This window comes from Pseudomonas sp. Pseusp97, from assembly GCF_047304025.1.
Lineage (GTDB): Bacteria > Pseudomonadota > Gammaproteobacteria > Pseudomonadales > Pseudomonadaceae > Pseudomonas.
Genome location: NZ_JBGLYK010000083.1, coordinates 1 through 22,557 on the forward strand (window position 1 = coordinate 1; position 22,557 = coordinate 22,557).

The following is a 22,557-nucleotide window of genomic DNA, read 5'->3' on the forward strand; positions in this document are numbered from 1 at the left end:
AAGGCCGAGGTGGTCCGTCCCGCGGCCGCTCCCGCCGCACCGCGCCCGGCGGCTGCGGCGCCGGCTGCCGCCGCTCCGGCCGCCCGCAGTGGCGCCAAGGGCCAGCAAGGCCAGCTGCGCCTGCCTTCGGCCAGCCTGCCCTGCGTGATCAAGGCGCTCAGCCTCAAGGAAGCGCTGCTGGTGGTGAAGCGCGGCACGCCGCTGCCGCAGGTGCTGGAAAGCGCCGTGCTCGATCTGGAGGAAGACAGCGACGTCGCCCGCCTCAACGGCTACCTGCACGCCGTAGCTGCGCTGGAGCCCAAGCCCGACAGCGAGTGGCTGCAGCTGACCTTCCGCTTCGTCGACCGCGACCCGCAGAAGCTCGACTACCTGTCGCGCCTGATCGCCCGCGGCAGCTCGCAGAAGCACTACGTGCCCGGCGCCTGATCCGATTACAAAATGCACCGGCCGCCGGGTAGTACTGCTTCACACCCCGACCGGCGGCAGGTCGCGACGCAAGGGCTACGCTGCTAGTCTTCCCTGCGTCGCCATACCTATAACCAGAGTCGACATGCTAGGGCGCAGTATCCTCCTGTGCGGTCTTCTGGCCGCATCCGGGACGGCTTCGGCCGTGACCATCTACAAGTACACCGACGCCAATGGCGTGGTCACCTACACGGACAAGGCCGTGGCGGGTGCGGCTGTCTTCGTTTTCCGCGATCGCATGGTCGAGCACCTGGAAGAGCAGGTGAAGCTGGAGACCAAGAAGCACGCTGGCGGCGAGACGCTGCAGGTGCGCAACGACCTGTACGCACCGGTGGAAGTCGAGCTGAGCGTGACCGGCGCGCAGAACGCCGTGGGAGCGCCGGAGCGGCCTATCCGCTGGGTGCTGGCGCCGCGCAGCTCGATTCGTCTCGCCACCCTGGCCCCGCTCGACCCCGCCAAGCCGCTGCGCTACAAGCCCAAGCTGCGCTATGCGCTGGGTGATCCGCGGCCGACGCCGCTGGCCTACCAGTACGCGCTGCCATGGGTGGGCGGGCCGTTCCGCCTGACCCAGGGCGCCAACGGGCGCTACAGCCATTTCACGCCCAAGGGCCGCTACGCCATGGACATCGCCATGCCGGTAGGCACGCCCATCGTCGCGGCGCGCGGCGGTACCGTGGTGAAGGTCGAGAACGGCCAGAGCGGGCGCGGCAAGAACCCTTCCGGCAACTTCGTGCGGGTGCTGCATGACGACGGCACCATGGGCGTCTACCTGCATCTGATGCGTGGCTCGGTGCTGGTGCGTGAGGGCCAGCGCGTCGCCACCGGCACGCCACTGGCGCAGTCGGGCAATACCGGCAACAGCAGCGGGCCGCACCTGCACTTCGTGGTGCAGCGCAACGTCGGCCTGGCGCTGGAATCGATCCCCTACGACTTCTCCCAGCCGGTGGATACGCTGCCGAATTTCGCCGTGGTCCGCGAGCACTGAGCACAGCGCGGGAGCCTGTAGGAGCGAGCTTGCTCGCGAACCCGCCCGGCGCCGGCGTTGTCGGCGAGCTCTGTTCGCGAGCAAGCGCGCTCCTACAAAAAGCAAAAAGGCTGCCCGTGGGCAGCCTTTTTCATTCAGCCGCGAAGTGCTCAGTCCAGCTTCACCACCTTGGCGAGGACGATCTTCGGGCCCTTCATCTTCTTCACGATGATGCGCAGGCCTTCGGTATCCAGCACTTCCTCTTCTTCCGGCACGCGCTTCAGGGTGTCGTAGACCAGGCCGGCAAGGGTGTCCGCCTCGACGTGGTCCAGGTCCAGCCCCAGCAGGCGTTCCAGCTTGAACAGCGGGGTGTCGCCACGCACCAGCAGCTTGCCGGGCTGGTAGGCGACGATGCCGCGCTCGGCCTTGCGGTGTTCGTCCTGGATATCGCCGACCAGCACTTCCAGCACGTCCTCCATGGTCAGGTAGCCGACGACCTTGTGGTCGGCTTCCTCCACCAGCGCGAAGTGCGCGCCGCCCTGGCGGAACTGTTCCAGCAGGCGGGCCAGCGGCAGGTGCTTGGTGACCTTCTCCAGCGGATGGGTCAGCTCGTCGAGGTCGAAGGACTCCGGCAGGCTGTCCAGCGTGGCCAGGGCCAGCAGCAGGTCCTTGATGTGCAGCAGGCCGATGAACTCGCCCTTCTCGCTGTCGTACACCGGGTAGCGGCTGTACTTGTGGCGGCGGATGGTGGCGAGGATGTCGTCCAGCGGCGCGTTGCGCTCCAGGTAGACCAGGTCCTCGCGGGAATTGGCCCAGTCCACCACTTCCAGCTCGCCCAGTTCCACCGCCGAGGCCAGCACGCGCATGCCCTGGTCGCTGGGGTCGTGGGCGCGGCTGGAGTGCAGGATCAGCTTGAGCTCGTCGCGGCTGTAGTGGTGCTCGTGGTGCGGGCCCGGCTCGCCCTGGCCGGCGATCTTCAGGATGGCGTTGGCGCTGGCGTTGAGCAGCCAGATGGCCGGGTACATCAACCAGTAGAACAGGTACAGCGGCACCGCCGTCCACAGCGACAGCAGCTCCGGCTTGCGGATCGCCCAGGACTTGGGCGCCAGCTCGCCGACCACGATGTGCAGGTAGGAAATGATGAAGAACGCGCTGAAGAACGACACGCCGCGGATGACTTCCTCGGAGTGCACGCCGACCGCGGCCAGCAAGGGTTCGAGCAGCTCGGCGAAGGCCGGTTCGCCGACCCAGCCCAGGCCCAGGGAGGCCAGGGTGATGCCCAACTGGCAGGCGGAGAGGTAGGCGTCGAGCTGGTTGTGCACCTTGCGCAGGATGGTGCCGCGCCAGCCGTGCTGGTTGGCGATGGTTTCCACGCGCGTGGAGCGCAGCTTGACCATGGCGAACTCGGCGGCGACGAAGAAACCGTTGAGCACGACGAGGAACAGGGCGAACAGGATCAGGCCGAAATCGGCGAAATAGGTGAGGAAGTTGCTACTAGGGGAAGGGTCCATGGTTCTGTTGGTTCAAGAATGGACGGACAAGAATGCGGTTCCCGGGGCCCGGCTGGCAAGCCCGTCTATACCGGAGTCGAAGACGGGCGCCGTTATGCGCGGCTCTCCACCTGCTGCGGCGGGAAGTGGCAGGTGAAGCTGCTGCCCTTGCCCGGCACGCTGCTGATGTCCAGGGTGCCGCGGTGGCGCAGCAGCACGTGCTTGACGATGGCCAGGCCCAGGCCGGTGCCGCCGGTGCTGGCGTTGCGGCTGGAATCGACGCGGTAGAAGCGCTCGGTCAGGCGCGGCAGGTGCTTGGGATCGATGCCGATGCCGCTGTCCTGCACGGCCAGGTGCGCGCCTTGCTCGTCGGCCCACCAGCGGATGCGGATCTCGCCTTCCTCGGGCGTGTACTTCACGGCGTTGAACACCAGGTTGGAGAAGGCGCTGCGCAGTTCCGCCTCACTGCCCTTGAGCTTCACCTTCGAATCCGCCTCCAGGCTGATGCGGTGGCTGCGCGCGCCGGACAGCGCCTGGGCGTCGTTGCGGATCGACAGCAGCATCAGGTCCACCGCCACTGGCTTGTTGTCCGCCGGGTAATCGGTGGCTTCCAGCTTGGCCAGCAGGAGCAGATCGTTGAGCAGGTTCTGCATGCGCCCGGCCTGCTGCTGCATCTGCTGCAGCGCGCGGGTCCAGCGAGGGTTCACGTCCTCGACGTTGTCCAGCAGCGTCTCCAGGTAGCCGGCGATCACCGTCAGCGGCGTGCGCAGCTCGTGGGAGACGTTGGCGACGAAGTCCTTGCGCATCTGTTCCAGCTGGTGGACGCGGGTCACGTCGCGCACGAGCATCAGGTGCTCGCCGGCGCCGTAGAGGGTGATGTGGAACTGCAGGCGCAGGTTGTCGCTGATCGGCGAAGGGAGCTCCAGCGGCTCGCGGTAGTCCTCGCCCTCGAAGTATTCCTTGAAGCGCGGATGGCGTACCAGGTTGGTCACCGGCTGGCCGCCGTCCTGCGGGCTCTTCAGGCCCAGCAGGCGCTCGGCGGACTGGTTCCACCACTCCAGGTTGCCGTCGCGGTCGAGCAGGATCATGCCGTCGCGCAGCGCCGCGGTGGATTCCTGCATGCGGTCGATCACCGCCTGCAGGCGCCCGCGGGCGCGCTGGTTGCGCCGCTGCAGGTGGTAGATGCTGTCGAACACCTCGCCCCACAGGCCGTAGCCATCGGGCGGCGCTTCGTCGGGCTGGTGGTTCTTCAGCCACTTGTGCAGACGCAGCAGCTGCCAGGTCGACCAGCCGAGGTAGGCGGCCAGTGCCACGGCGATGGCCCAGCCGTACTGGCCGGTGATCAGGCCGAGCAGCGCGCCGGCGGCTACGACCAGCAGCAGGTGGCGTATCAGCACGCCACTCCAGTTCTGGGTCACGACATTCCGTTCCTTGTGCCCGCCGTTGAGAGTCAGCTTTTGGTCGAGAAACGATACCCGGTGCCGCGCACGGTCTGAACCAGATTTTCGTAGACCTCGCCCAGTGCCTTGCGCAGCCGGCGGATATGCACGTCGACGGTGCGCTCCTCGACGTAGACGTTGCCGCCCCAGACCTGGTCCAGCAACTGGCCGCGGGTGTAGGCGCGCTCCTGGTGGGTCATGAAGAACTGCAGCAGGCGGTATTCGGTGGGGCCCATCTCGGCGGGTTTGCCGTCGATGGTCACGCGGTGGCTGATCGGATCGAGCATCAGGCCGCCCACTTCGATCGGCGTCTCGCTGTCGCCGGCACCGGTGCGGCGCAGCACGGCCTTCAGGCGGGCAACCAGTTCGCGCGGGGAGAAGGGCTTGGTGATGTAGTCATCCGCGCCGACTTCCAGGCCCTGGATCTTGTTGTCCTCTTCACCCTTGGCGGTGAGCATGATGATCGGGATGGCCGAGGTCAGCTCGTCGCGCTTGAGGCGGCGGGCCAGCTCGATGCCGGAGGTGCCCGGGAGCATCCAGTCGAGCAGGATCAGATCCGGCTTGCGGTCGACGATCACCGCGTGCGCCTGCTGGGCGCTGTCGGCCTCCAGACACTCGTAGCCGGCCATCTCCAGGGCCACGGCGATCATTTCCCGGATCGGAGCTTCGTCATCGACGATGAGGATTGTCTTGCCAACCATGCTGAGGCCTCAGAATTTCTGTAATGCGCCGCATTAGATAACGGAAATATTTCATGAATGTGACACCGCGATGGTAGCCGAGCCTTGTCGCAGAGCGCTCGTCTATGCTGAAGGACGCGTCGTGCGATCCCTGCGCGGCGCACAGGGAACCCACCGGCCCGGTCGGCGGTGTGCCCGGCAGCGAACCTGCCGGAACCTTGCGATGACGTTGCGAGTGTTTTGTCGATGTCGCCTGGCCGGCCCTGCCTGCAATCCCGCCGGCCTTTGCGCCGATGCTCGCGCCGTTTCCACCTCACCAGAGGAGAAGCCTGATGAAACTGCTATTCCCGGCCCTGGCACTGGGCCTGATGCTGCCGGCGATGTCTGCCCTGGCCGGCGAGCCCGGCATGGAGAAGAACGGCATGCTGGTCGATGCCAAGGGCATGACGCTCTACACCTTCGACAAGGACAGCGGCGGCAAGTCGGCCTGCAACGGCGGCTGTGCACAGAACTGGCCGCCGCTGATGGCTGCCGCCGACGCCAAGGCCATGGGCGACTGGACCCTGATCAAGCGCGATGACGGTAGCGCGCAGTGGGCCTACAAGGGCAAGCCGCTGTACACCTTCGTGCAGGACAAGAAAGCCGGCGACATGGCCGGCGAAGGCAAGATGGGCGTCTGGCACATGGCCAAGCCGTAGGGGCTCTTCGTAGGAGCGAGCTTGCTCGCGAACCCGCTTGATGCCGAAGTGTCAGGCAAGGTTCGCGAGCAAGCTCGCTCCTACAGCGATCGCCGGCTCAGCGCAGGGCGAAGTCCGCCACGGTGCCGAGGAAGATCGCCAGCCCCGCCCAGTGGTTGTGCAGGAAGGCCTTGAAGCACTTCATCGGCTCGCGATCACGGGTCGAATGGAATTGCCAGGCGAAGCAGCCGGCCGCAACGGCCAGGCCCAGGTAGTAATACAGGTGCATCGCCAGCTTGTTGCCGGCGAGGATCAGCAGCAGGAGCATCAGGCCCTGCAGCGTCAGGTTGATCGCCCGGTCGGCGTCGCCGAAGAGGATCGCCGTGGACTTCATGCCCATCTTCAGGTCGTCCTCGCGGTCGGTCATCGCGTAGTAGGTGTCGTAGGCCACCGTCCACAGCACGTTGGCGAAGAACAGCAGCCAGGCTACCGCTGGCAGCGTGCCGCTGGCCGCGGTGAAGGCCATCGGGATGCCCCAGGAGAACGCCGCGCCCAGCACCACCTGCGGGTAGTAGGTGTAGCGCTTCATGAAGGGGTAGAGCGCCGCCACCGCCGCGCCGCCGAAGGACAGCCAGATGGTCTGCGCGTTGGTGCACAGCACCAGCAGGAAGCTCAGCCCCAGCAACACGAAGAAGGCAATCCAGGCCTCGCGCACGGTGATCCTGCCGGTGGCCAGCGGACGCGCCTTGGTGCGTTCGACGTGGCCGTCGAGCTTGCGGTCGGCGAAGTCGTTGATCACGCAGCCGGCCATGCGCATCAGCACGGTGCCGAGGACGAAGATCACCAGGTTCTTGGCGCTGGGCACACCGCCGCTGGCCATCCACAGCGCCCACAGCGTCGGCCAGAGCAGCAGGTAGATGCCGATCGGCTTGTCCATGCGCGTCAGCTGGATGAAGTCCCAGGCGCGGGGATGCAGGCGGGCGAGGGGTTTGATCAGGGCAACGAACATGGCGGCCTCCGGAAAGCGATCCGGGAATTATACGGGCTGTTGTTCCACCCGTTGCCACAGCGATGGCAGGAATACTTCGGCGACCAGCACGCCGAGGCCGTCGCGGCTGAAGCACGAGCGGCGGCCCCACAGGCGCTCGGCGCGCACTTCGGCCGGCAGGCTGGCGGCCGGGTAGCGGCACACCTCGATGGGGCCGCGCTGGAAGGCGCGGTCGCTGAACAGCAACTCACCGAGCGAGCGCGTGCCGAGCAGGCGCAGATCGAAACCGGAGCCCTCCAGCGCCGAGCGCGCAGCGACGCTGCGGGCGAACACCCAGGGCGTGCCGTGACCTTTGAGGTAGACCTCGCGCACCCAGCCCTGACTGCCGTCCGGCACGCCCAGCGCGGCGCATTCGTCGGTGCGCAGGCGGTGCCAGCCTTCGGCCAGCGGCTGCACGGCGAAATTGCCGGCGGAGAGCGCGGTCAGCCGGCGCGTCAGCGAGCCTTCGTCGAACAGCCAGTCCACGACCTGGGCGGCGGGAGCGGGGTGCAACTGGGCGGCGGTGAGCCAGCGGGGTGGGTGGATCAGGGCGGCTTCGGGCACGGCTTGGACTGCAGTTGGCCAGGGACGCGGCAGCTTAACACGGCGCCTTTGCGCGGCCGATTGCGTTGTCCGCAAGGGTGCATTACGCCAGACCCCATCAAAGGTTTGGCCGGCCATCCGAGGTTTTTCCGGGGACTTGCGCGCCAAGCCCATCGCCAGTACAAAGCCGGACATTGGATGCACTGACGTCCAAGCGACAAGAATCTGAGGGTGAGAGCTGATGAAGAAGTGGCAATGCGTGGTTTGTGGCCTGATCTATGACGAAACCAAGGGTTGGCCGGAAGAAGGCATCGCCGCCGGCACCCGCTGGGAAGACGTGCCGGAAGACTGGCTGTGCCCGGACTGCGGCGTCGGCAAGCTGGATTTCGAGATGATCGAGATCGGCTGACCCCGCCAGGATGGATTCCCGCGACGGCGGCCCTCGGGCCGCCGTCTGCGTTTTGCGCGCACGGCAGGCCCGCGCCTGACGCGGTAGACTGCAAGTGCGCCGGGTTGGCCCTGCTGACGGAGCCCGGCGTCGCGCCCGCCGTTGGCCGGTGCGCGCCGATACGTTAGCTTCAGCGGAAATCGCAGGAGGGCTTGGCCGATGCGCAAATGGCAATGCGTGGTCTGTGGCTTCATCTACGACGAGGCACTGGGCCTGCCGGACGAGGGCATCGCCCCCGGCACGCGCTGGGAAGACATCCCGGCGGACTGGGTCTGCCCGGACTGCGGCGTCGGGAAAATCGACTTCGAGATGATCGAGATTTCCTGAACCCGACCCGACGAATTCCTGCGGCGGCCCACTGGCCGCCGTGCTGTCTTTACGAAATGGCGTCTTTTGAGGTGAGAGAGCAATGAGCGACAACGCACCGCTGGTGATCATCGGAACTGGCCTGGCCGGCTACAACCTGGCCCGCGAGTGGCGCAAGCTGGACAGCGAGACGCCGCTGCTGCTGATCACCGCCGACGATGGCCGCTCCTACTCCAAGCCGATGCTCTCCACCGGCTTCTCCAAGGACAAGGACGCCGACGGCCTGGCCATGGCCGAAGCCGGCGCCATGGCCGACCAGCTCAAGGCGCGCATCCTCACCCACACCCGTGTCACCGGCATCGATCCGGGCCACCGGCGCATCTGGATCGGCGAGGAGGAAATCCACTACCGCGACCTCGTACTGGCCTGGGGCGCCGAGACCATCCGCGTACCGGTCGAGGGTGATGCCCAGGACCTGATCTTCCCGATCAACGATCTGGAAGACTACGCGCGCTTTCGCAGCGCCGCCGCCGGCAAGCGCCGCGTGCTGCTGCTGGGCGCCGGCCTGATCGGCTGCGAGTTCGCCAACGACCTCTCCAGCGGCGGCTACCAGATCGACGTGGTGGCGCCCTGCGAGCAGGTCATGCCGGGCCTGCTCCATCCGGCTGCCGCCCAGGCTGTGCAGCAGGGGCTGGAAGGTCTCGGTGTGCGCTTCCACCTCGGCCCGGTGCTGAACAGCCTGGTGCGCGCCGGCGACGCGCTGGAAGCGCACCTCTCCGATGGCCAGGTGATCGCCTGCGACCTGGTCGTCTCCGCCGTCGGCCTGCGCCCGCGCGTGGACCTGGCCGCAGCCGCCGGCCTGGATATCAACCGCGGCGTGATGGTCAACCGCGAACTGCGCACCTCCCACGCCAATATCTACGCCCTGGGCGACTGCGCCGAGGTCGACGGCCTCAACCTGCTCTACGTGATGCCGCTGATGTCCTGCGCCCGCGCGCTGGCGCAGACCCTGGCCGGCAAGCCGACGCCGGTGGCCTATGGCGCCATGCCGGTGACCGTGAAGACGCCGGTGTGCCCGCTGGTGGTGTCGCCGCCGCCGCGCGGCAGCGAGGGTGAATGGCGCGTGGAAGGCTCTGGCCCGGACCTCAAGGTGCTGTGCCGGGATACCGCCGGTCGATTGCTCGGCTATGCCCTTACCGGGGCCGCCGTGAGCGAAAAACTCTCGCTGAACAAGGAGTTGCCGGCACTTCTGGCGTGACAGACGTCGCCAATGGCGTTTTTGCCTTGGGAAAGAGCCCGTAAATTGTCAGACGATACTGGCGTACCCGCCTGCGGCGTGCCATTCTCCCCCCGTCTGCCGCAGCCTAGAGCCTGTACGGCAAGCCTGCGGTGCCTTGGGCGCTGTTGGGAAGACAGCACGGACACAACAACAACAAACCGTCAAAGAGGCATTTATGCGTAAACCAGAACTCGCCGCCGCGATCGCCGAGAAGGCCGACCTCACCAAAGAACAAGCCAACAAGGTGCTGAACGCGCTGCTGGATGAAATCACTGGCGCGCTCAACCGCAAGGACAGCGTTACCCTTGTCGGTTTCGGTACCTTCGTTCAGCGCCACCGTGGCGCCCGTACTGGCAAGAACCCCCAGACTGGCCAGCCGGTCAAGATCAAAGCCAGCAACACCGTTGCCTTCAAACCGGGCAAGGCGTTGAAAGACGCGGTCAACTGATCGCTCCCGGCCCGGAGCCAGAGCGGCTCCGGGTTGCCTCCTCCAGTTACATAATCCCTCCAAAAGACCGGATGTAGTCCGTTTTCAAACTGGCTACAATGCGCAGACTATTGTCTCGAACGTCGAGGTTTGTGCATGAAATTCCGTCTACTCCTGTGGATGCTAGGTCGCCTGATGGCCAAGGCCAGCCGCGAAAACCCGGCGTTCCAGAAGCAGCTCGAAGGCAAGGACCTGGTGTTCCAGCTCCACACCCTCGACGGCAAGGTCGCCCGCCACTACATCGTCAAGGACCTCAAGGTCAGCTCCCGCCGCGGCACTCATCCGCAGCCGGCTTTCGCGCTGGGCTTCAAGGACGGCGCCTACGGTTTCGCCACCATGACCTCGAAGAACCCGCAGCTGGCGTTCATGCAGGGCATCCAGAACAAGGACATCCAGATCCAGGGCAATCCGGGCCTGGTGATCTGGTTCCAGGGCCTGGTGAAGTACCTCAAGCCGAAGAAGAAGGCCGCGCCGGCCAGCGACAGGAAAGCCGCCTGAGCCGCTTTGCAGCGCACAGTAAAAAGGCCCCTCACGGGGCCTTTTTCGTCTGGTGGGAAAGCCCTTGTAGGAGCGAGCTTGCTCGCAAACCGGAGATGCTCGGTGCCAGCCCCTGTTCGCGAGCAAGCTCGCTCCTACGAAAAGCACAAAGAAAGGCCCCCGAAAGGGGGCCTTCTTCATGTCGGCATCGCGACGGCTTCAGCGTTGGTACATTCAGTGTGCAGGATTGAACTGGCTGGCCAGCTCGCGCAGCACCGCTTCGGCGTCTAGTACCTTGCGCACGGCGTCTTCAGCCTTTTCGCGCGGGATATCCAGGCGATCCAGCAAGTCCTGCGGAATGTCGGTCTCCGGGCCGCTGCCGATGCCGTGGTTGCGCAGCAGGCGCGTCGCCAGGCACACCAGGTTGGCGTAGGCCGAGCAGTCACCGGCGTAGGACGGATCGTGCTGGAAGCGCAGCGCGGTGTAGATCTCTTCCGGCATGTCCCAGGTGCGCATCAGCCAGGCGCCGATCTGCTCGCGGGTGATGCCCAGCAGGTGCTGCTCGACGAGGTTGTGCTCGACGTGCGGGTTCACCTCCAGGTGCCGGCAGATCAGCGAGAAGTGCGGCGGGAAGATGTGCGCCAGGACCAGGTAGCCGATGCTGTGGAGCAGGCCGCCGAGGTAGGTCAGGCCGGCTTCCGGGCGCTCGGCCCGCGGCACGGCGCGGGTCAGGCCCTCGATTACCGCGGCGGTGTAGATCGCCTGGTGCCAGTAGGGCGTGGCGTGCTGCGGCTGGTCCTTGGGCAGGCTCAGGGTCTTGCCCAGGGCCAGGCCGAGGGCGAGGTTGATCACCAGGTCGAAGCCCAGCACGCGGACGATGGCGTCTTCCACCGAGCGGATCTTGCCGGGCGCGGCGTAGTAGGGCGATGCCGCCCAGCTGACCACCTGAGCGGCGAGCGCGGGGTCGGTCTCCACCACGCCGGTGATGTCGTCCACGGTGGCGTTGGGGTCGACGCGCAGCTTGATGATCTTCTGCGCGGTTTCCGGCAGCGGCGGAATCTCGATGGTTTCCTCGAGGCGCTGCTGGATGCGGCGGGCGGTGAAGGCCTGCACGGCCTGGGTGATTTCCTTGCGGTCGTCGTCCGGGCGGTCGAGGTTCGGCCGGATCGATTCCAGCGCCACGCCGAAGCGCGCCGCGCTGGCTTTCTCCAGCAGGCTGCGGAAGGACGCAGTGGGAATCTCCAGCAGCGTGCCGGCCGCGCCGGATTCGATCAGCAGCTGGGGCTCCTGCAGCAGGCGCTCGTCATACAGGCACGGCGAGCTGGTCAGTGGCGGCAATGCCGGCAGGCGGCCGAGCTGGTGCTTGCCGAGCATGCGCTCCAGGCGATCGGGCTTGACCGCGACCAGCTTGCGTCCGGTGAGTTCGGCCAGGCGGTTGAGGTCCAGCAGCTGGCTCTGCGGGAACAGCACCAGCAGGGTGCCGACGGCATCTTCCAGCAGGCTCGCCTGCACCCGGCGCGCCGCCGGAAGGGTGGTGGCGTCGCTGACCTCGCGAGAGGGAATGCCCAACTTGGCGAGCAGCTGCAGGATGACCTCGGGGGCCTGCGAGGAGTCGGATGGGGCGCGTGCAAGGTCGCTCATGAATGTGATCCGGTTATCAACGGCTGGGTCGGAGTATAACCACGCGGTCAGCGTGACCGAGCGGTCAACCGACCGGCGAAAGTGAAATAGATCACACTTGTCCGTATTGCTGCCCGTGGCGCAGCCAGCGTGCCAGCAAAGGGCTGACCGATTGCGGCCAGTGGGCCAGCAAGGCCTGGGCGGCGTCGCGCACCGCTGGCAGCAGGTCGGCGTCGCGCATCAGGTCGGCGACCTTGAATTGCAGCAGGCCGGTTTGCCGCGTCCCGAGCATTTCGCCGGGGCCGCGCAGTTCCAAGTCCTTTTCGGCAATGACGAAGCCGTCGCAGGTCTCGCGCATGATCCCCAGGCGCTCGCGGCCGATCTGCGACAGCGGCGGGTGGTAGAGCAGCACGCAATGGCTCGCCGCGCTGCCCCGGCCGACGCGGCCGCGCAGCTGGTGCAACTGGGCCAGGCCCAGGCGCTCGGGGTTCTCGATGATCATCAGGCTGGCGTTGGGCACGTCCACGCCGACCTCGATCACCGTGGTGGCGACCAGCAGCTGCAGCATGCCTTCCTTGAAGGCTTCCATGACCACGGCCTTGTCCGCCGGCTTCATGCGCCCGTGGATCAGGCCGACGCGCAATTCGCCCAGCGCCGAGGAAAGTTCCTCGTAGGTGGTTTCCGCGGCCTGGCAGGTGAGTTCTTCGGATTCCTCGATCAGCGTGCACACCCAGTACGCCTGGCGGCCTTCGGCGCAGGCGGCGCGCACCCGTTCGATCACTTCGATGCGACGGCTGTCGGCCACCAGCACGGTGTTCACCGGGGTACGGCCGGGCGGCAATTCGTCGAGGATCGAGGTGTCCAGGTCGGCGTACGCGCTCATCGCCAGGGTCCGCGGGATGGGCGTGGCGGTCATGATCAGCTGGTGCGGGCAGAGCCGACCGTCCACGCCTTTCTGGCGCAGGGCGAGGCGCTGCTGCACGCCGAAGCGGTGCTGTTCGTCGATGATCACCAGGGCCAGGCGCTTGAACTTCACCTCTTCCTGGAACAGCGCGTGGGTACCGACGATCATCGGCGCGCCGCCGGCGATCTGCTCCAGCGCGCTGGCGCGGGCCTTGCCCTTGAGCTTGCCGGCCAGCCAGGCGACTTCGATGCCCAGCGGCTGCAGCCACTTGGTGAAGTTGAGGAAGTGCTGCTCGGCGAGGATTTCGGTGGGTGCCATCAGAGCCACCTGGTAGCCGGCTTCCAATGCTTGCAGGGCGGCGAGGGCGGCGACCACGGTCTTGCCGGCGCCGACGTCGCCCTGCACCAGGCGCAGCATGGGTTCGGGCTGGGCGAGGTCGTAGGCGATCTCCGCGCCGACCCGCTGCTGCGCGCCGGTGGGCTTGAAGCCGAGGTTCTTCAGGTACAGCGCCGGCAATTTCCTGGCAGGCGGTAGCTGCGGCGCGGCCTGGGAGCGCACGCTTTCGCGCAGGCGTTGCAGCGACAGCTGGTGGGTCAGCAGTTCCTCGAAGGCGAGGCGGTGCTGCGCCCAGTGGCGGCCTTCGGCGAGTTCTTCCAGATCGGCGTCCGGTGGTGGCCGGTGCAGGTAGCGGATGGCTTCGTCCAGCGGGCCCAGGCGGTAGTCGCGGGCCAGTTCCGCCGGCAGCCAGTCTGGCAGGCTCGACGGGCCCAGGCGCGCCAGGGTCTGCTCGCTGAGCTGGCGCAGGCGCTGCTGGGTGAGACCTTCGGTGGTTGGGTAGATCGGCGTGAGCGTCTGCTCCACCGGCGCCGCGGCGGCGTCGGTGAGCGAGCGGTATTCCGGGTGGTAGATCTCCAGGCCCGATGCGCCGGGGCGCGCCTCGCCGTAGCAACGCAGGTGCGTGCCGCGCTTGAGGTTTTCCTTCTGCGCCTGGCTGAAGTGGTAGAAACGCAGGCTCAGGGTGCCGGTGCCGTCCTGCAGGCGCACCAGCAGGCTGCGGCGCTTGCCCATCACCACGTCGGCCCCGGAGACCACGCCCTCGATCACCGCGTCCTGTCCCGGGCGCAGCGCGCCGATGGGAGTGATGCGGGTGCGGTCCTGGTAGCGCAGCGGCAGGTGGAAGAGGATGTCCTGGAGATTTTCCAGGCCGACCTTCGCCAGCTTCTCCTCCAGCGCGGCGCCGACGCCCTTGAGCGCGGTGACCGGGACGTTCGACAGATCGGTCATGCCGGCTCGGCTTCACCCTTGACGGTCGGCTTGGCGACCGAGCACAGGCGGATCGAGTCGGCCAGCACCTCGATGGCGCGCGGCCGCGGGAAGCTGGCGCGCCAGGCGATGGCGACGGTGCGGAAGGGTACGGGCGCGCTGAACGGGCGCACTTCCAGCACACCCGGTGCGTAGTGGTGGCTGTCCACGGCGGAGAACGGCAGCACCGACACGCCAAGGCCGGAGGCGACCATGTGGCGGATGGTTTCCAGCGAGCTGGATTCCACCGTGGTGTGCTTGTTCTCGCCGCCCTTGTGGGTGGTCGGGCAGGCTTCGAGGACCTGGTCGCGGAAGCAGTGGCCCTCGCCGAGCAGCAGCAGGCTCTTGTCGTTGAGCAGCTCCGGGTCGATGGTCTTCTTCGCGGTCCACGGGTGGTCCGCCGGCATCAGCACGTAGAACGGCTCGTCGAACAGCTGCAGGGTCAGCACGTCGGCTTCCTGGAACGGCAGGGCGATGATGATCGCGTCCAGCTCGCCGGTGCGCAGCTTGTCGCGCAGGATGTGGGTGAAGTTTTCCTCGATGTACAGCGGCATCTGCGGGGCGACCCGGTGCAACTGCGGGATCAGGTGCGGGAACAGGTACGGGCCGATGGTGTAGATGGCGCCAACCTTGAGCGGCGAGGTCAGCTGGTTCTTGCCGGCCTGGGCCAGTTCGCGGATGCCCTGGGCCTGCTCCAGCACCTTCTGCGCCTGCGCGACTATGCCTTCGCCGACCGGGGTCAGGCGCACCGCGCTCTTGCTGCGCTCGAAGATCAGTACGCCGAGCTCGTCTTCCAGCTTCTTCACGCCCACCGAGAGCGTCGGCTGGCTGACGTGGCAGCGTTCCGCGGCGCGGCCGAAGTGTTGCTCCTGGGCAAGCGTGACGATGTAGCGCAGTTCGGTAAGGGTCATGGCGACTAAGTCCGTTGAGGTGGCCCAAGCATAGCGGCTGCACCGCCGCGAACCAACCGCGCTAAACTGCCGGCCTTTGATTCGCGGAGCCAAGCATGAGCAAGAGCACCTTCCCCAGCCTGATGATCGTCGGTTGCGGTGACGTCGGCAGCCGCCTGGGACGCCAACTGGCTGCCCGCGACTGGCGCGTCCATGGCTTGCGCCGCAACGTTGCCGCGCTGCCGCTGGAAGTGCTGCCGGTGGCCGGCGACCTGGGCCAGCTCGAATGCCCGGATACCTGGCCGGTGGGCAGGCTGGACTACCTGGTGTTCTGCGCCGCCGCGAGCCAGCACGACGAAGCCGGCTATCGCGCCGCCTACGTCGAGGGCCTGCGCAATACCCTAGGCTGGCTGCAGCAGCGCGGGCAACTGCCCAGGCGCCTGCTGTTCGTCTCCAGCAGCGGCGTGTACGCCCAGCGCGATGGCGAGTGGATCGACGAGAGCTCGCCCGCCCAGGCCCAGAGCTATTCGGGCCGGGTGATGCTCGAGGCCGAGCAGGTGGCGCTGCGCAGCGGCATTCCCGCCAGCGTCGTGCGCCTCACCGGTATCTACGGCCCCGGCCGCGAATGGCTGCTCAAGCAGGTGCGCGAGGGTTACCGCGTGGCCAGCGAGCCGCCGCTGTACGCCAACCGCATCCACGCCGAGGACGCCGCCGGCCTGCTTGCCGCGCTGCTGGAGGCTGACCGCAGCGGCACCGTGCTGGAAGACTGCTACCTCGGCGTCGACAACGACCCGGCGGCGCTGCATGAAGTGGTCGGCTGGCTGCGCGAACAGTTGGGCGTCACCCACTGGGCCGACGAGTACACCGTACGCCGCGCGGGCAGCAAGCGCTGCAGCAACGCCCGCGCCCGCACGCTGGGCTGGGAGCCGCGCTACCCGACTTTCCGCGAAGGCTATGCGGCGATCCTCGCGGGCAAACAGGACTGATGGACGCCAACCGGCTGCTGGCGCGCCCCTGGTTGCCGGGGGTGGAGTTGTTCCATGCGGACTTCTCCGGCCAGCCGTTCGGACGCCACAGCCACGATGCCTTCGCCATCGGCGCCATCCTGCACGGCGCTGGCGGCTACCAGTGCCGTGGCGCCCACCACGTGCTGCCGGCCGGCACCCTGTCGCTGATGAACCCGGAGGAGCCGCACACCGGCAACGCCGAGTCCGAGCGCCTGGTCTATCGCATGCTCTACATCGAGGAGTCACGCCTGCTCCCGCTGCTCGGCCGCAAGCAATTGCCGCGCGGCTTCCAGGCGCTCAATCCGCACGACGACGGACAAGTGGCGGAGGCGTTGCGACGCGTCGCCACCGAGTTCGAGCGCAACGACGCGCTGGCGCTGGAGAGCGAGCTGCTGGCGCTGCTGGAGCTGGTGTTCGTCCGCCACGGCGGCATGCGCCCGCACGCTTCGGCAGCGCGCGACGGTGGCGTCACAGCGAAGCTGCGCGACTACCTGGAAGCGCACTACCGCGAGGCGGTCAGCCTCGAAGCGCTCGCCGCCCTGCTGCAGCGCCATCCGCGCCACCTGATCGAAGCCTTCCGCAACGCCTACGGCGTGCCGCCGCACACCTATTTGCTGCAGCGGCGCATCCGTGAGGCCAAGCGCCTGCTGGTGGCGGGCGAGAAGCCGCTGGAAGTGGCACTGACCCTGGGCTTCTACGACCAGGCGCACTTCTCCGGCACCTTCCGCCGCTTCACCGGTGTCACGCCCGGTCGCTTCCTGCGCGCCACGCGTACCTGACTTTCTTCCAAGACCGACGAACCCCGGCGCTTCCAGACTGCGCAACGCCGCTATCCGGGAGATCGCCATGTTCGCCGCCTTCGCGCTGGTCGCCAGCACCCACTTCGCCGCCCTGTTGTCGCCGGGGCCGGACTTCTTCCTGCTGATCCGCGCCGCGCTGCTGCGCGGTCGGCGGCATGCCGACGGCTGCGCGGCAGGGATCGCCCTGGCCAATCTGGCGAGCATGCTGCTGGTGCTGTTCGTCCTCGGCCTGCTGCCGGAGGTGGCCAGCCACGGGCTGCGGCTGGTGCAGCTGCTGGGCGGCGCCTACTTCGTCTGGCTCGGCACGCAGGCGCTGCTGGCGCGGCGGCAACTGGAAATTCCCACGGAACTGGGTGGCCAGCGCAGCGGGGGATTTCTGCGTGGCATGCGCGAAGGCCTGCTGGCCAGCAGCCTGAACCCCAAGCTGCCGATCTTCTACACCGGGCTGTTCGGCGTGCTCGGGCAGTTCCATCTGCCGGGCTGGGCGCTGTGCGCGTGTGTGTTGTGGATGGGCGCGGTGGTGCTGGTGTGGGACATGGCGCTGGTGCGCCTGCTGGATCGCCCGCGCTGGCGCGGCTGGCTGCAGCGCCGGGTCACGGCGCTGGACCGCCTTTGCGGCGGCCTGTTGCTGGCGCTGGGTGGCTGGCTGCTGTGGAGCGGGCTGCGCTGACGTTCCGCCAATCGCGCCCGCTCGCGCGGATCAGTCGCGCTCCAGGGTCCAGACCTTGTTGCCCGGCGCGTACTGCGGCATCTCGTCGGCCTGGGCGCGGTTCACCGCCTCGAACAGCTCCAGCTTGTCGCCGTCGCGCTCGAACAGGTACTCGCGGCCCTGCTGGCCCCGTTGCAGCCAGATGCTGTCGTTGTCGCCGCTCATGGCCGCGCAGTCGCCGGCCAGGCACAGCGCGTAACGATCATAGCCGGGCATGCCTTCGAGGCTGCCGTTGGAGGCGAACTTGACCTTGCTGCCCTTGCCTTCGCCCTCCTCGATGATCCAGGTGCCCTTGAGGTAGGCCGCGTAGAGGGCATTCTCGAAGGTGCTGCCGGCCGGGCCCTGCGCGACTGGCTGCTCCTTGGGGCGCAGGAAACGCTGTTCGGGCCAGTTGTCGCTGCCCACCTGCACCAGTTCCTTGCCGTCCAGCTCCAGGGATTCCTGGTTGCTGCCGTAGAAGTCGACGCGGTAGTGCTTGGGATCTTCCGCGGTCAATTGGCCTTCGCCGAGCTCGAAGCCGTTGCTGAAGGTGGCCTGGCTGGCCTTGGTGTCCAGCTTCCATTCCAGGTTCGGTCCGTAGGCCAGCAGCGCCTCGCGCAGTTTGCCGCCCTTGCCGGCGGCATCGATGGCGGCCTGGTTGACCCAGACGCCGGAAGGGTCGGACGGGGTGCCGGCGCAGCCGGTGAGCAGGCCGATCAGGGCGCTCAGGATCAGGGCGCGACGCATGTTTGCTCCTTGCAGGCAAAGAAACGGGGCCATGAAGGCCCCGTTGGGGAGGTGCTGATTATTCCAGGACGACGATGGCGTCCATCTCGACCTGGGCGCCCTTGGGCAGGGCGGCGACGCCGATGGCGGCGCGGGCCGGGTAGGGCTGGGTGAAGTACTTGCCCATGATCTCGTTGACCTTGGCGAAGTGCGACAGGTCGGTGAGGAAGATGTTCAGCTTGGCCACGTCGTGCAGGTAGCCGCCGGAAGCCTCGATCACGGCTTTGAGGTTCTCGAAGACCTGGACGGTCTGCTCTTCGAAGCCCTCGACCAGTTCCATGGTTTTCGGGTCCAGCGGGATCTGACCGGAGACATAGACGGTGTTGCCAGCCTTGATCGCCTGGGAGTAGGTGCCAATGGCGGCCGGTGCCTTGTCGGTGTGGATAACGGTCTTGGTCATGTCGACTCCTTGGGGTGGGGATCAGCTGCGCATGCGGGTGATGCGGATCACGCCCTTGAGCGCGCGCAGCTTCTTGATGACGCGGGCCAGGTGCACACGGTCATGCACGCTGACGACGAGCTGGACCACGCTGATGCGACCGTCGCGCTCGTCCATGCTGATCTTCTCGATGTTGCCGTCGGCGGCGTTGACGCTGGTCGCCAGCAGGGCGATCAGGCCGCGCTGGTGCTCCAGCTCGACGCGCAGTTCGACGTTGAATTCGCCGGTGACATCCTTGGCCCAGCTGAGCTGGATGCATTTTTCCGGGTTGTGGCGGATTTCGCTGATGTTCCGGCAGTTCTCCAGGTGCACGACCATGCCCTTGCCGGCGGACAGGTGGCCGACGATCGGGTCGCCGGGGATCGGCGTGCAGCACTTGGCATAGCTCAGCACCAGGCCTTCGGTGCCGCGGATCGCCAGCGGCCCTTCGGCGCTGGGCGCTTCCTCGCCTTCGCTGGACAGCAGGCGGCGCGCGACCACGTAGGCCATGCGGTTGCCCAGGCCGATCTCTTCGAGCAGGTCCTCGAAGACTTCCATGCGGTATTCGCTGAGCACGCCCTGGATGCGTTCCTGCGGGATCTTCTCCAGGTGGCTGTCGAAGCCGGCCAGGGTCTTGTTCAGCAGGCGCTCGCCGAGGTTGATCGACTCGGAACGGCGCTGCAGCTTGAGCGCGTGGCGGATGTGCGTGCGCGCCTTGCCGGTGACCACGAAGTTCAGCCAGGCCGGGTTCGGCCGGGTGCCCGGCGCGGTGACGATTTCCACCGTCGCGCCGCTCTGCAGAGGTTCGGACAGCGGCGCCAGACGGCGGTTGATGCGGCAGGCGATGCAGCTGTTGCCGACGTCGGTATGCACCGCGTAGGCGAAATCGACCGCCGTGGAACCCTTGGGCAGTTCCATGATGCGGCCCTTGGGCGTGAAGACGTAGACCTCGTCCGGGAACAGGTCGATCTTCACGTTCTCGATGAATTCCAGCGAGTTGCCGGCGCGTTGCTGCAGCTCGAGGATGCCCTTCACCCACTGGCGGGCGCGGGCGTGGGTACCTTTCTGCGCTTCCTCTTCACTGGACTTGTACAGCCAGTGCGCGGCGATGCCGTGGTTGGCCATCTCCTCCATCTCGCGGGTACGGATCTGGATTTCGATGGGCACGCCATGCATGCCGAACAGCGTGGTGTGCAACGACTGGTAGCCGTTGGCCTTGGGAATCGCGATGTAGTCCTTGAAGCGACCGGGGAAGGGCTTGTACAGGTTGTGCACGGCGCCGAGCACGCGGTAGCAGGTGTCGACCTTGTCGACGACGATGCGGAAGGCGTAGACGTCCATGATCTCGTTGAACGCCTTGCGCTTGCCGCGCATCTTCTTGTAGATGCTGAACAGGTGCTTCTCGCGGCCCAGCACCTGGCCTTCCATGCCCTCGCGGGCGAGGCAGTTGACCAGCGATTCCTGGATCTTGCCGACGATCTCGCGGCGGTTGCCGCGGGCCTTCTTCACCGCCTGGCGGATGCGCTCGGAGCGCATCGGGTGCATGGCCTTGAAGCCCAGGTCCTCGAACTCCACGCGCATGCTGTGCATGCCCAGCCGGTTGGCGATGGGGGCGTAGATTTCCAGGGTTTCCTTGGCGATGCGCCGGCGTTTCTCGCCGGACAGCACTTCCAGGGTGCGCATGTTGTGCAGGCGGTCAGCCAGCTTCACCAGGATCACGCGGATGTCGCGCGCCATGGCCATGGCCATCTTCTGGAAGTTCTCGGCCTGCGCCTCGGCCTTGGACTCGAAGTTCATCTGGGTCAGCTTGCTGACCCCGTCCACGAGTTCCGAGACGGTTTCGCCGAACTGCGCGGTGAGCGCTTCCTTGGCGATGCCGGTGTCCTCGATCACGTCGTGCAGCATGGCCGCCATCAGGCTCTGATGGTCCATGTGCATGTCGGCGAGGATGTTGGCGACGGCGAGCGGGTGGGTGACGTAGGCCTCGCCGCTGCGGCGGCGTTGCCCGTCGTGGGCCTGCTCGGCGTAGTAGTAGGCGCGGCGGACCAGGTTGACCTGGTCCGGGCCCAGATAGCTCGACAGACGATCAGCGAAGGCGTCTATGCTCGGCATGGGTCGACCCCCTGCCGTGCGGCCAGTCTTGCAGCACCGATTCGTCGGTCGGACATCGACTTACAGGGCCTCGTTGTTGGCCTCGTCTTCGAAGGCAGCGAACAGCGGCTCTTCTTCAACCACGTCCTCCAGCAGAACGATTTCGTTGTCGATCAGGCCGGAAGCGATTTCGCGCAGGGCGACGACGGTGGGCTTGTCGTTTTCCCACGGTACCTTCGGCTCCTTGCCGCCGGTGGCCAGCTGACGCGAACGCTTGGTGGCGAGCATGACCAGCTCGAAACGGTTATCGACGTTGTCCAGGCAGTCTTCAACGGTGACGCGGGCCATGGTGTTCCTCGTACTGAAATGTAGGCCCGGAAAATGCCGGGCGGACTGGATAGTCTAAAAAATCGCCAATCTTTATGGAAGTGCCTTCTCTCGGCGACTTCAGGCCAGCAGGCGTTGCAGCAGCTCGGTGTGACGCTGCTGCTGGGCGTCCTGGCGCAGTTGGCGGGCGCGGAAGATCGCCTTGAGGTCTTCCAGCGCGTGGGCGAAATCGTCGTTGATCACCAGATGATCGTATTCCACATAGTGGCTCATTTCGCTGACGGCTTCCTGCATGCGCCGCTCGATCACCTCGTCGCTGTCCTGGCCGCGGTTGGTCAGGCGCTGGCGCAGGGCTTCCTGGCTGGGCGGCAGGATGAAGATCGACTGCGCCTGGGGCATCAGCCGGCGCACCTGCTGCGCACCCTGCCAGTCGATCTCCAGGATCAGGTCGTTGCCTTCGGCGAGGGTCTTCTCGACCCAGCGCTGGGAGGTGCCGTAGAGGTTGTCGAAGACCTGCGCGTGCTCGAGGAATTCGTTGCGCTCGAGCATGGCGCGGAAGGTGTCGTGGCCGACGAAGTGGTAGTTCACCCCGTCCACTTCGCCCGGGCGCATGCCCCGGGTGGTATGGGAGACGGAGACGCGCACGCTGGGCATGACGTCGAGCAGGGCCTTGACCAGGCTGGTCTTGCCGGCGCCCGACGGCGCGGAAACGATGTACAGGGTGCCGGACATGGCGCTTTCCTGGAGTTGCGGTTGACGGGGGAAGCCGGAGGCGTCCGGCTTACTCGATATTCTGCACCTGTTCGCGCATCTGCTCGATCAGGACCTTGAGATTGACCGCGGCCTGGGTCGAGCGCGGGTCGAAAGCCTTCGAACCCAGCGTGTTGGCTTCGCGGTTGAGTTCCTGCATGAGGAAGTCCAGGCGCCGGCCGGCGGCGCCGCCCGCCTTGAGCACGCGGCGGACTTCGGTGACGTGGGTGGTCAGGCGATCCAGTTCCTCGGCGACGTCGCTCTTCTGCGCCAGCAGGACCATTTCCTGTTCCAGGCGCTGCGGGTCGAGCTCGGCCTTCATCTCGGCGAAGCGGTCGAGGATCTTCTGGCGCTGGTTGGCGAGCATCTCCGGCACCAGCTGGCGCAGGTTGACGACCTCTTCCAGCATTGCCGCCAAGCGCTCGTCGATGATCTTCCCCAGCTCCGCGCCTTCGCGGGCGCGGCCGGCCTTGAGCTCGTCCAGGGTCTGGGTGAAGGCGGCCAGGGCGCTGGCGTTGAGCGCCTGCGGGTCGGCGGCGTCGCCCACCAGCACACCCGGCCAGGCCAGCACGGCCAGCGGATCGAGAGGGGCGGGCTGCCGGATCAGTCCGGCGACGGTCTCGGCGGCGGAGTCTTCCAGGTAATCCAGGTCCAGCACCGGCTCGCCCTGGTACATGCCCACGGAAACCGCG

24 protein-coding genes and 1 pseudogene are annotated in these 22,557 nt (G+C 66.9%); 11 read left to right on the top strand and 14 right to left on the bottom strand.

The window, feature by feature from the left end; translation table 11 throughout:
- A pseudogene (locus ACCC94_RS15340) lies at positions 1-426 on the top strand (response regulator); the annotation flags it as partial.
- A 124-nt stretch (positions 427-550) separates the two neighbouring features.
- Positions 551-1,450 carry a peptidoglycan DD-metalloendopeptidase family protein gene (locus ACCC94_RS15345; RefSeq protein WP_413350358.1) on the top strand — a complete coding sequence of 300 codons (900 nt, stop codon included), beginning with the start codon at positions 551-553 and terminating at the stop codon, positions 1,448-1,450.
- A 149-nt stretch (positions 1,451-1,599) separates the two neighbouring features.
- Here ACCC94_RS15345 and ACCC94_RS15350 read toward each other — a convergent pair whose 3' ends face one another.
- The 3 genes from ACCC94_RS15350 to phoB all read right to left on the bottom strand — a co-directional run bounded on the left by ACCC94_RS15350 (position 1,600) and on the right by phoB (position 5,059).
- Positions 1,600-2,940 (bottom strand): hemolysin family protein, encoded by a 1,341-nt coding sequence (locus ACCC94_RS15350; protein ID WP_413350359.1) that lies wholly within the window; start codon positions 2,938-2,940, stop codon positions 1,600-1,602.
- 92 nt (positions 2,941-3,032) lie between these two features.
- The gene (phoR, locus tag ACCC94_RS15355) at positions 3,033-4,373 is read right to left on the bottom strand and encodes a phosphate regulon sensor histidine kinase PhoR (protein ID WP_413350372.1); all 1,341 of its coding nucleotides are present in this window, start codon (positions 4,371-4,373) and stop codon (positions 3,033-3,035) included.
- Positions 4,370-5,059, bottom strand: a complete 690-nt coding sequence (gene phoB / locus ACCC94_RS15360; protein WP_138217117.1) for a phosphate regulon transcriptional regulator PhoB — start codon at positions 5,057-5,059, stop codon at positions 4,370-4,372. Before phoB ends, phoR begins: the two co-directional genes overlap by 4 nt.
- Before the next feature lie 311 nt (positions 5,060-5,370).
- On the opposite strand from phoB, the gene ACCC94_RS15365 reads away from it, so the two are divergent.
- Positions 5,371-5,736, top strand: a complete 366-nt coding sequence (locus ACCC94_RS15365; protein ID WP_413350360.1) for a hypothetical protein — start codon at positions 5,371-5,373, stop codon at positions 5,734-5,736.
- Between the two features lie 97 nt (positions 5,737-5,833).
- Here ACCC94_RS15365 and ubiA read toward each other — a convergent pair whose 3' ends face one another.
- Positions 5,834-6,724, bottom strand: coding sequence for a 4-hydroxybenzoate octaprenyltransferase (gene ubiA / locus ACCC94_RS15370; RefSeq protein ID WP_413350361.1), 891 nt, complete (start codon positions 6,722-6,724; stop codon positions 5,834-5,836).
- Between the two features lie 27 nt (positions 6,725-6,751).
- Entirely contained in the window at positions 6,752-7,291 is a 540-nt protein-coding gene (locus tag ACCC94_RS15375; RefSeq protein ID WP_413350373.1) for a chorismate lyase, read from the bottom strand.
- Between the two features lie 235 nt (positions 7,292-7,526).
- Between ACCC94_RS15375 and ACCC94_RS15380 the strand changes: the two genes are divergently transcribed.
- From ACCC94_RS15380 to ACCC94_RS15400, 5 genes are all read left to right on the top strand, one after another.
- Entirely contained in the window at positions 7,527-7,694 is a 168-nt protein-coding gene (locus ACCC94_RS15380) for a rubredoxin (protein WP_015479573.1), read from the top strand.
- 198 nt (positions 7,695-7,892) lie between these two features.
- Positions 7,893-8,060, top strand: a complete 168-nt coding sequence (locus tag ACCC94_RS15385; protein WP_017520693.1) for a rubredoxin — start codon at positions 7,893-7,895, stop codon at positions 8,058-8,060.
- Positions 8,061-8,142: 82 nt separating this feature from the next.
- Positions 8,143-9,297 carry an NAD(P)/FAD-dependent oxidoreductase gene (locus ACCC94_RS15390; RefSeq protein WP_413350362.1) on the top strand — a complete coding sequence of 385 codons (1,155 nt, stop codon included), beginning with the start codon at positions 8,143-8,145 and terminating at the stop codon, positions 9,295-9,297.
- Between the two features lie 196 nt (positions 9,298-9,493).
- Positions 9,494-9,766, top strand: coding sequence for an HU family DNA-binding protein (locus ACCC94_RS15395; protein WP_017520695.1), 273 nt, complete (start codon positions 9,494-9,496; stop codon positions 9,764-9,766).
- 135 nt (positions 9,767-9,901) lie between these two features.
- Positions 9,902-10,303, top strand: coding sequence for a helicase (locus tag ACCC94_RS15400; protein WP_413350363.1), 402 nt, complete (start codon positions 9,902-9,904; stop codon positions 10,301-10,303).
- Positions 10,304-10,516: 213 nt separating this feature from the next.
- On the opposite strand, the gene ACCC94_RS15405 is transcribed toward ACCC94_RS15400, so the two are convergent.
- From ACCC94_RS15405 to ACCC94_RS15415, 3 genes are all read right to left on the bottom strand, one after another.
- The gene (locus tag ACCC94_RS15405) at positions 10,517-11,923 is read right to left on the bottom strand and encodes an HDOD domain-containing protein (protein WP_413350364.1); all 1,407 of its coding nucleotides are present in this window, start codon (positions 11,921-11,923) and stop codon (positions 10,517-10,519) included.
- Between the two features lie 91 nt (positions 11,924-12,014).
- Positions 12,015-14,090 carry an ATP-dependent DNA helicase RecG gene (gene recG, locus ACCC94_RS15410; protein WP_413350365.1) on the bottom strand — a complete coding sequence of 692 codons (2,076 nt, stop codon included), beginning with the start codon at positions 14,088-14,090 and terminating at the stop codon, positions 12,015-12,017.
- Positions 14,087-15,019: a hydrogen peroxide-inducible genes activator gene (locus tag ACCC94_RS15415; RefSeq protein WP_017520699.1), complete on the bottom strand. Its 933-nt coding sequence runs from the start codon at positions 15,017-15,019 to the stop codon at positions 14,087-14,089. Before ACCC94_RS15415 ends, recG begins: the two co-directional genes overlap by 4 nt.
- 95 nt (positions 15,020-15,114) lie before the next feature.
- Between ACCC94_RS15415 and ACCC94_RS15420 the strand changes: the two genes are divergently transcribed.
- The 3 genes from ACCC94_RS15420 to ACCC94_RS15430 all read left to right on the top strand — a co-directional run bounded on the left by ACCC94_RS15420 (position 15,115) and on the right by ACCC94_RS15430 (position 17,475).
- Positions 15,115-15,984: an NAD-dependent epimerase/dehydratase family protein gene (locus tag ACCC94_RS15420; RefSeq protein WP_413350366.1), complete on the top strand. Its 870-nt coding sequence runs from the start codon at positions 15,115-15,117 to the stop codon at positions 15,982-15,984.
- Positions 15,984-16,784 carry an AraC family transcriptional regulator gene (locus ACCC94_RS15425; protein WP_413350367.1) on the top strand — a complete coding sequence of 267 codons (801 nt, stop codon included), beginning with the start codon at positions 15,984-15,986 and terminating at the stop codon, positions 16,782-16,784. The genes ACCC94_RS15420 and ACCC94_RS15425 overlap by 1 nt, the downstream gene beginning before the upstream one ends.
- Before the next feature lie 67 nt (positions 16,785-16,851).
- Positions 16,852-17,475 (top strand): LysE family translocator, encoded by a 624-nt coding sequence (locus ACCC94_RS15430; RefSeq protein ID WP_413350368.1) that lies wholly within the window; start codon positions 16,852-16,854, stop codon positions 17,473-17,475.
- Positions 17,476-17,505: 30 nt separating this feature from the next.
- On the opposite strand, the gene ACCC94_RS15435 is transcribed toward ACCC94_RS15430, so the two are convergent.
- The 6 genes from ACCC94_RS15435 to ACCC94_RS15460 all read right to left on the bottom strand — a co-directional run.
- Positions 17,506-18,240 carry a hypothetical protein gene (locus ACCC94_RS15435; protein WP_413350369.1) on the bottom strand — a complete coding sequence of 245 codons (735 nt, stop codon included), beginning with the start codon at positions 18,238-18,240 and terminating at the stop codon, positions 17,506-17,508.
- A 58-nt stretch (positions 18,241-18,298) separates the two neighbouring features.
- Positions 18,299-18,679, bottom strand: a complete 381-nt coding sequence (locus tag ACCC94_RS15440) for a RidA family protein (protein WP_024762056.1) — start codon at positions 18,677-18,679, stop codon at positions 18,299-18,301.
- Between the two features lie 21 nt (positions 18,680-18,700).
- Positions 18,701-20,809 carry a bifunctional GTP diphosphokinase/guanosine-3',5'-bis pyrophosphate 3'-pyrophosphohydrolase gene (spoT, locus tag ACCC94_RS15445; protein ID WP_413350370.1) on the bottom strand — a complete coding sequence of 703 codons (2,109 nt, stop codon included), beginning with the start codon at positions 20,807-20,809 and terminating at the stop codon, positions 18,701-18,703.
- Positions 20,810-20,869: 60 nt separating this feature from the next.
- Positions 20,870-21,136, bottom strand: coding sequence for a DNA-directed RNA polymerase subunit omega (gene rpoZ, locus ACCC94_RS15450; protein ID WP_045217709.1), 267 nt, complete (start codon positions 21,134-21,136; stop codon positions 20,870-20,872).
- Between the two features lie 99 nt (positions 21,137-21,235).
- The gene (gene gmk, locus ACCC94_RS15455) at positions 21,236-21,847 is read right to left on the bottom strand and encodes a guanylate kinase (RefSeq protein ID WP_017520707.1); all 612 of its coding nucleotides are present in this window, start codon (positions 21,845-21,847) and stop codon (positions 21,236-21,238) included.
- 49 nt (positions 21,848-21,896) lie between these two features.
- The coding region (locus ACCC94_RS15460) for a YicC/YloC family endoribonuclease (RefSeq protein ID WP_413350371.1) at positions 21,897-22,557 on the bottom strand (661 nt) is incomplete at its 5' end.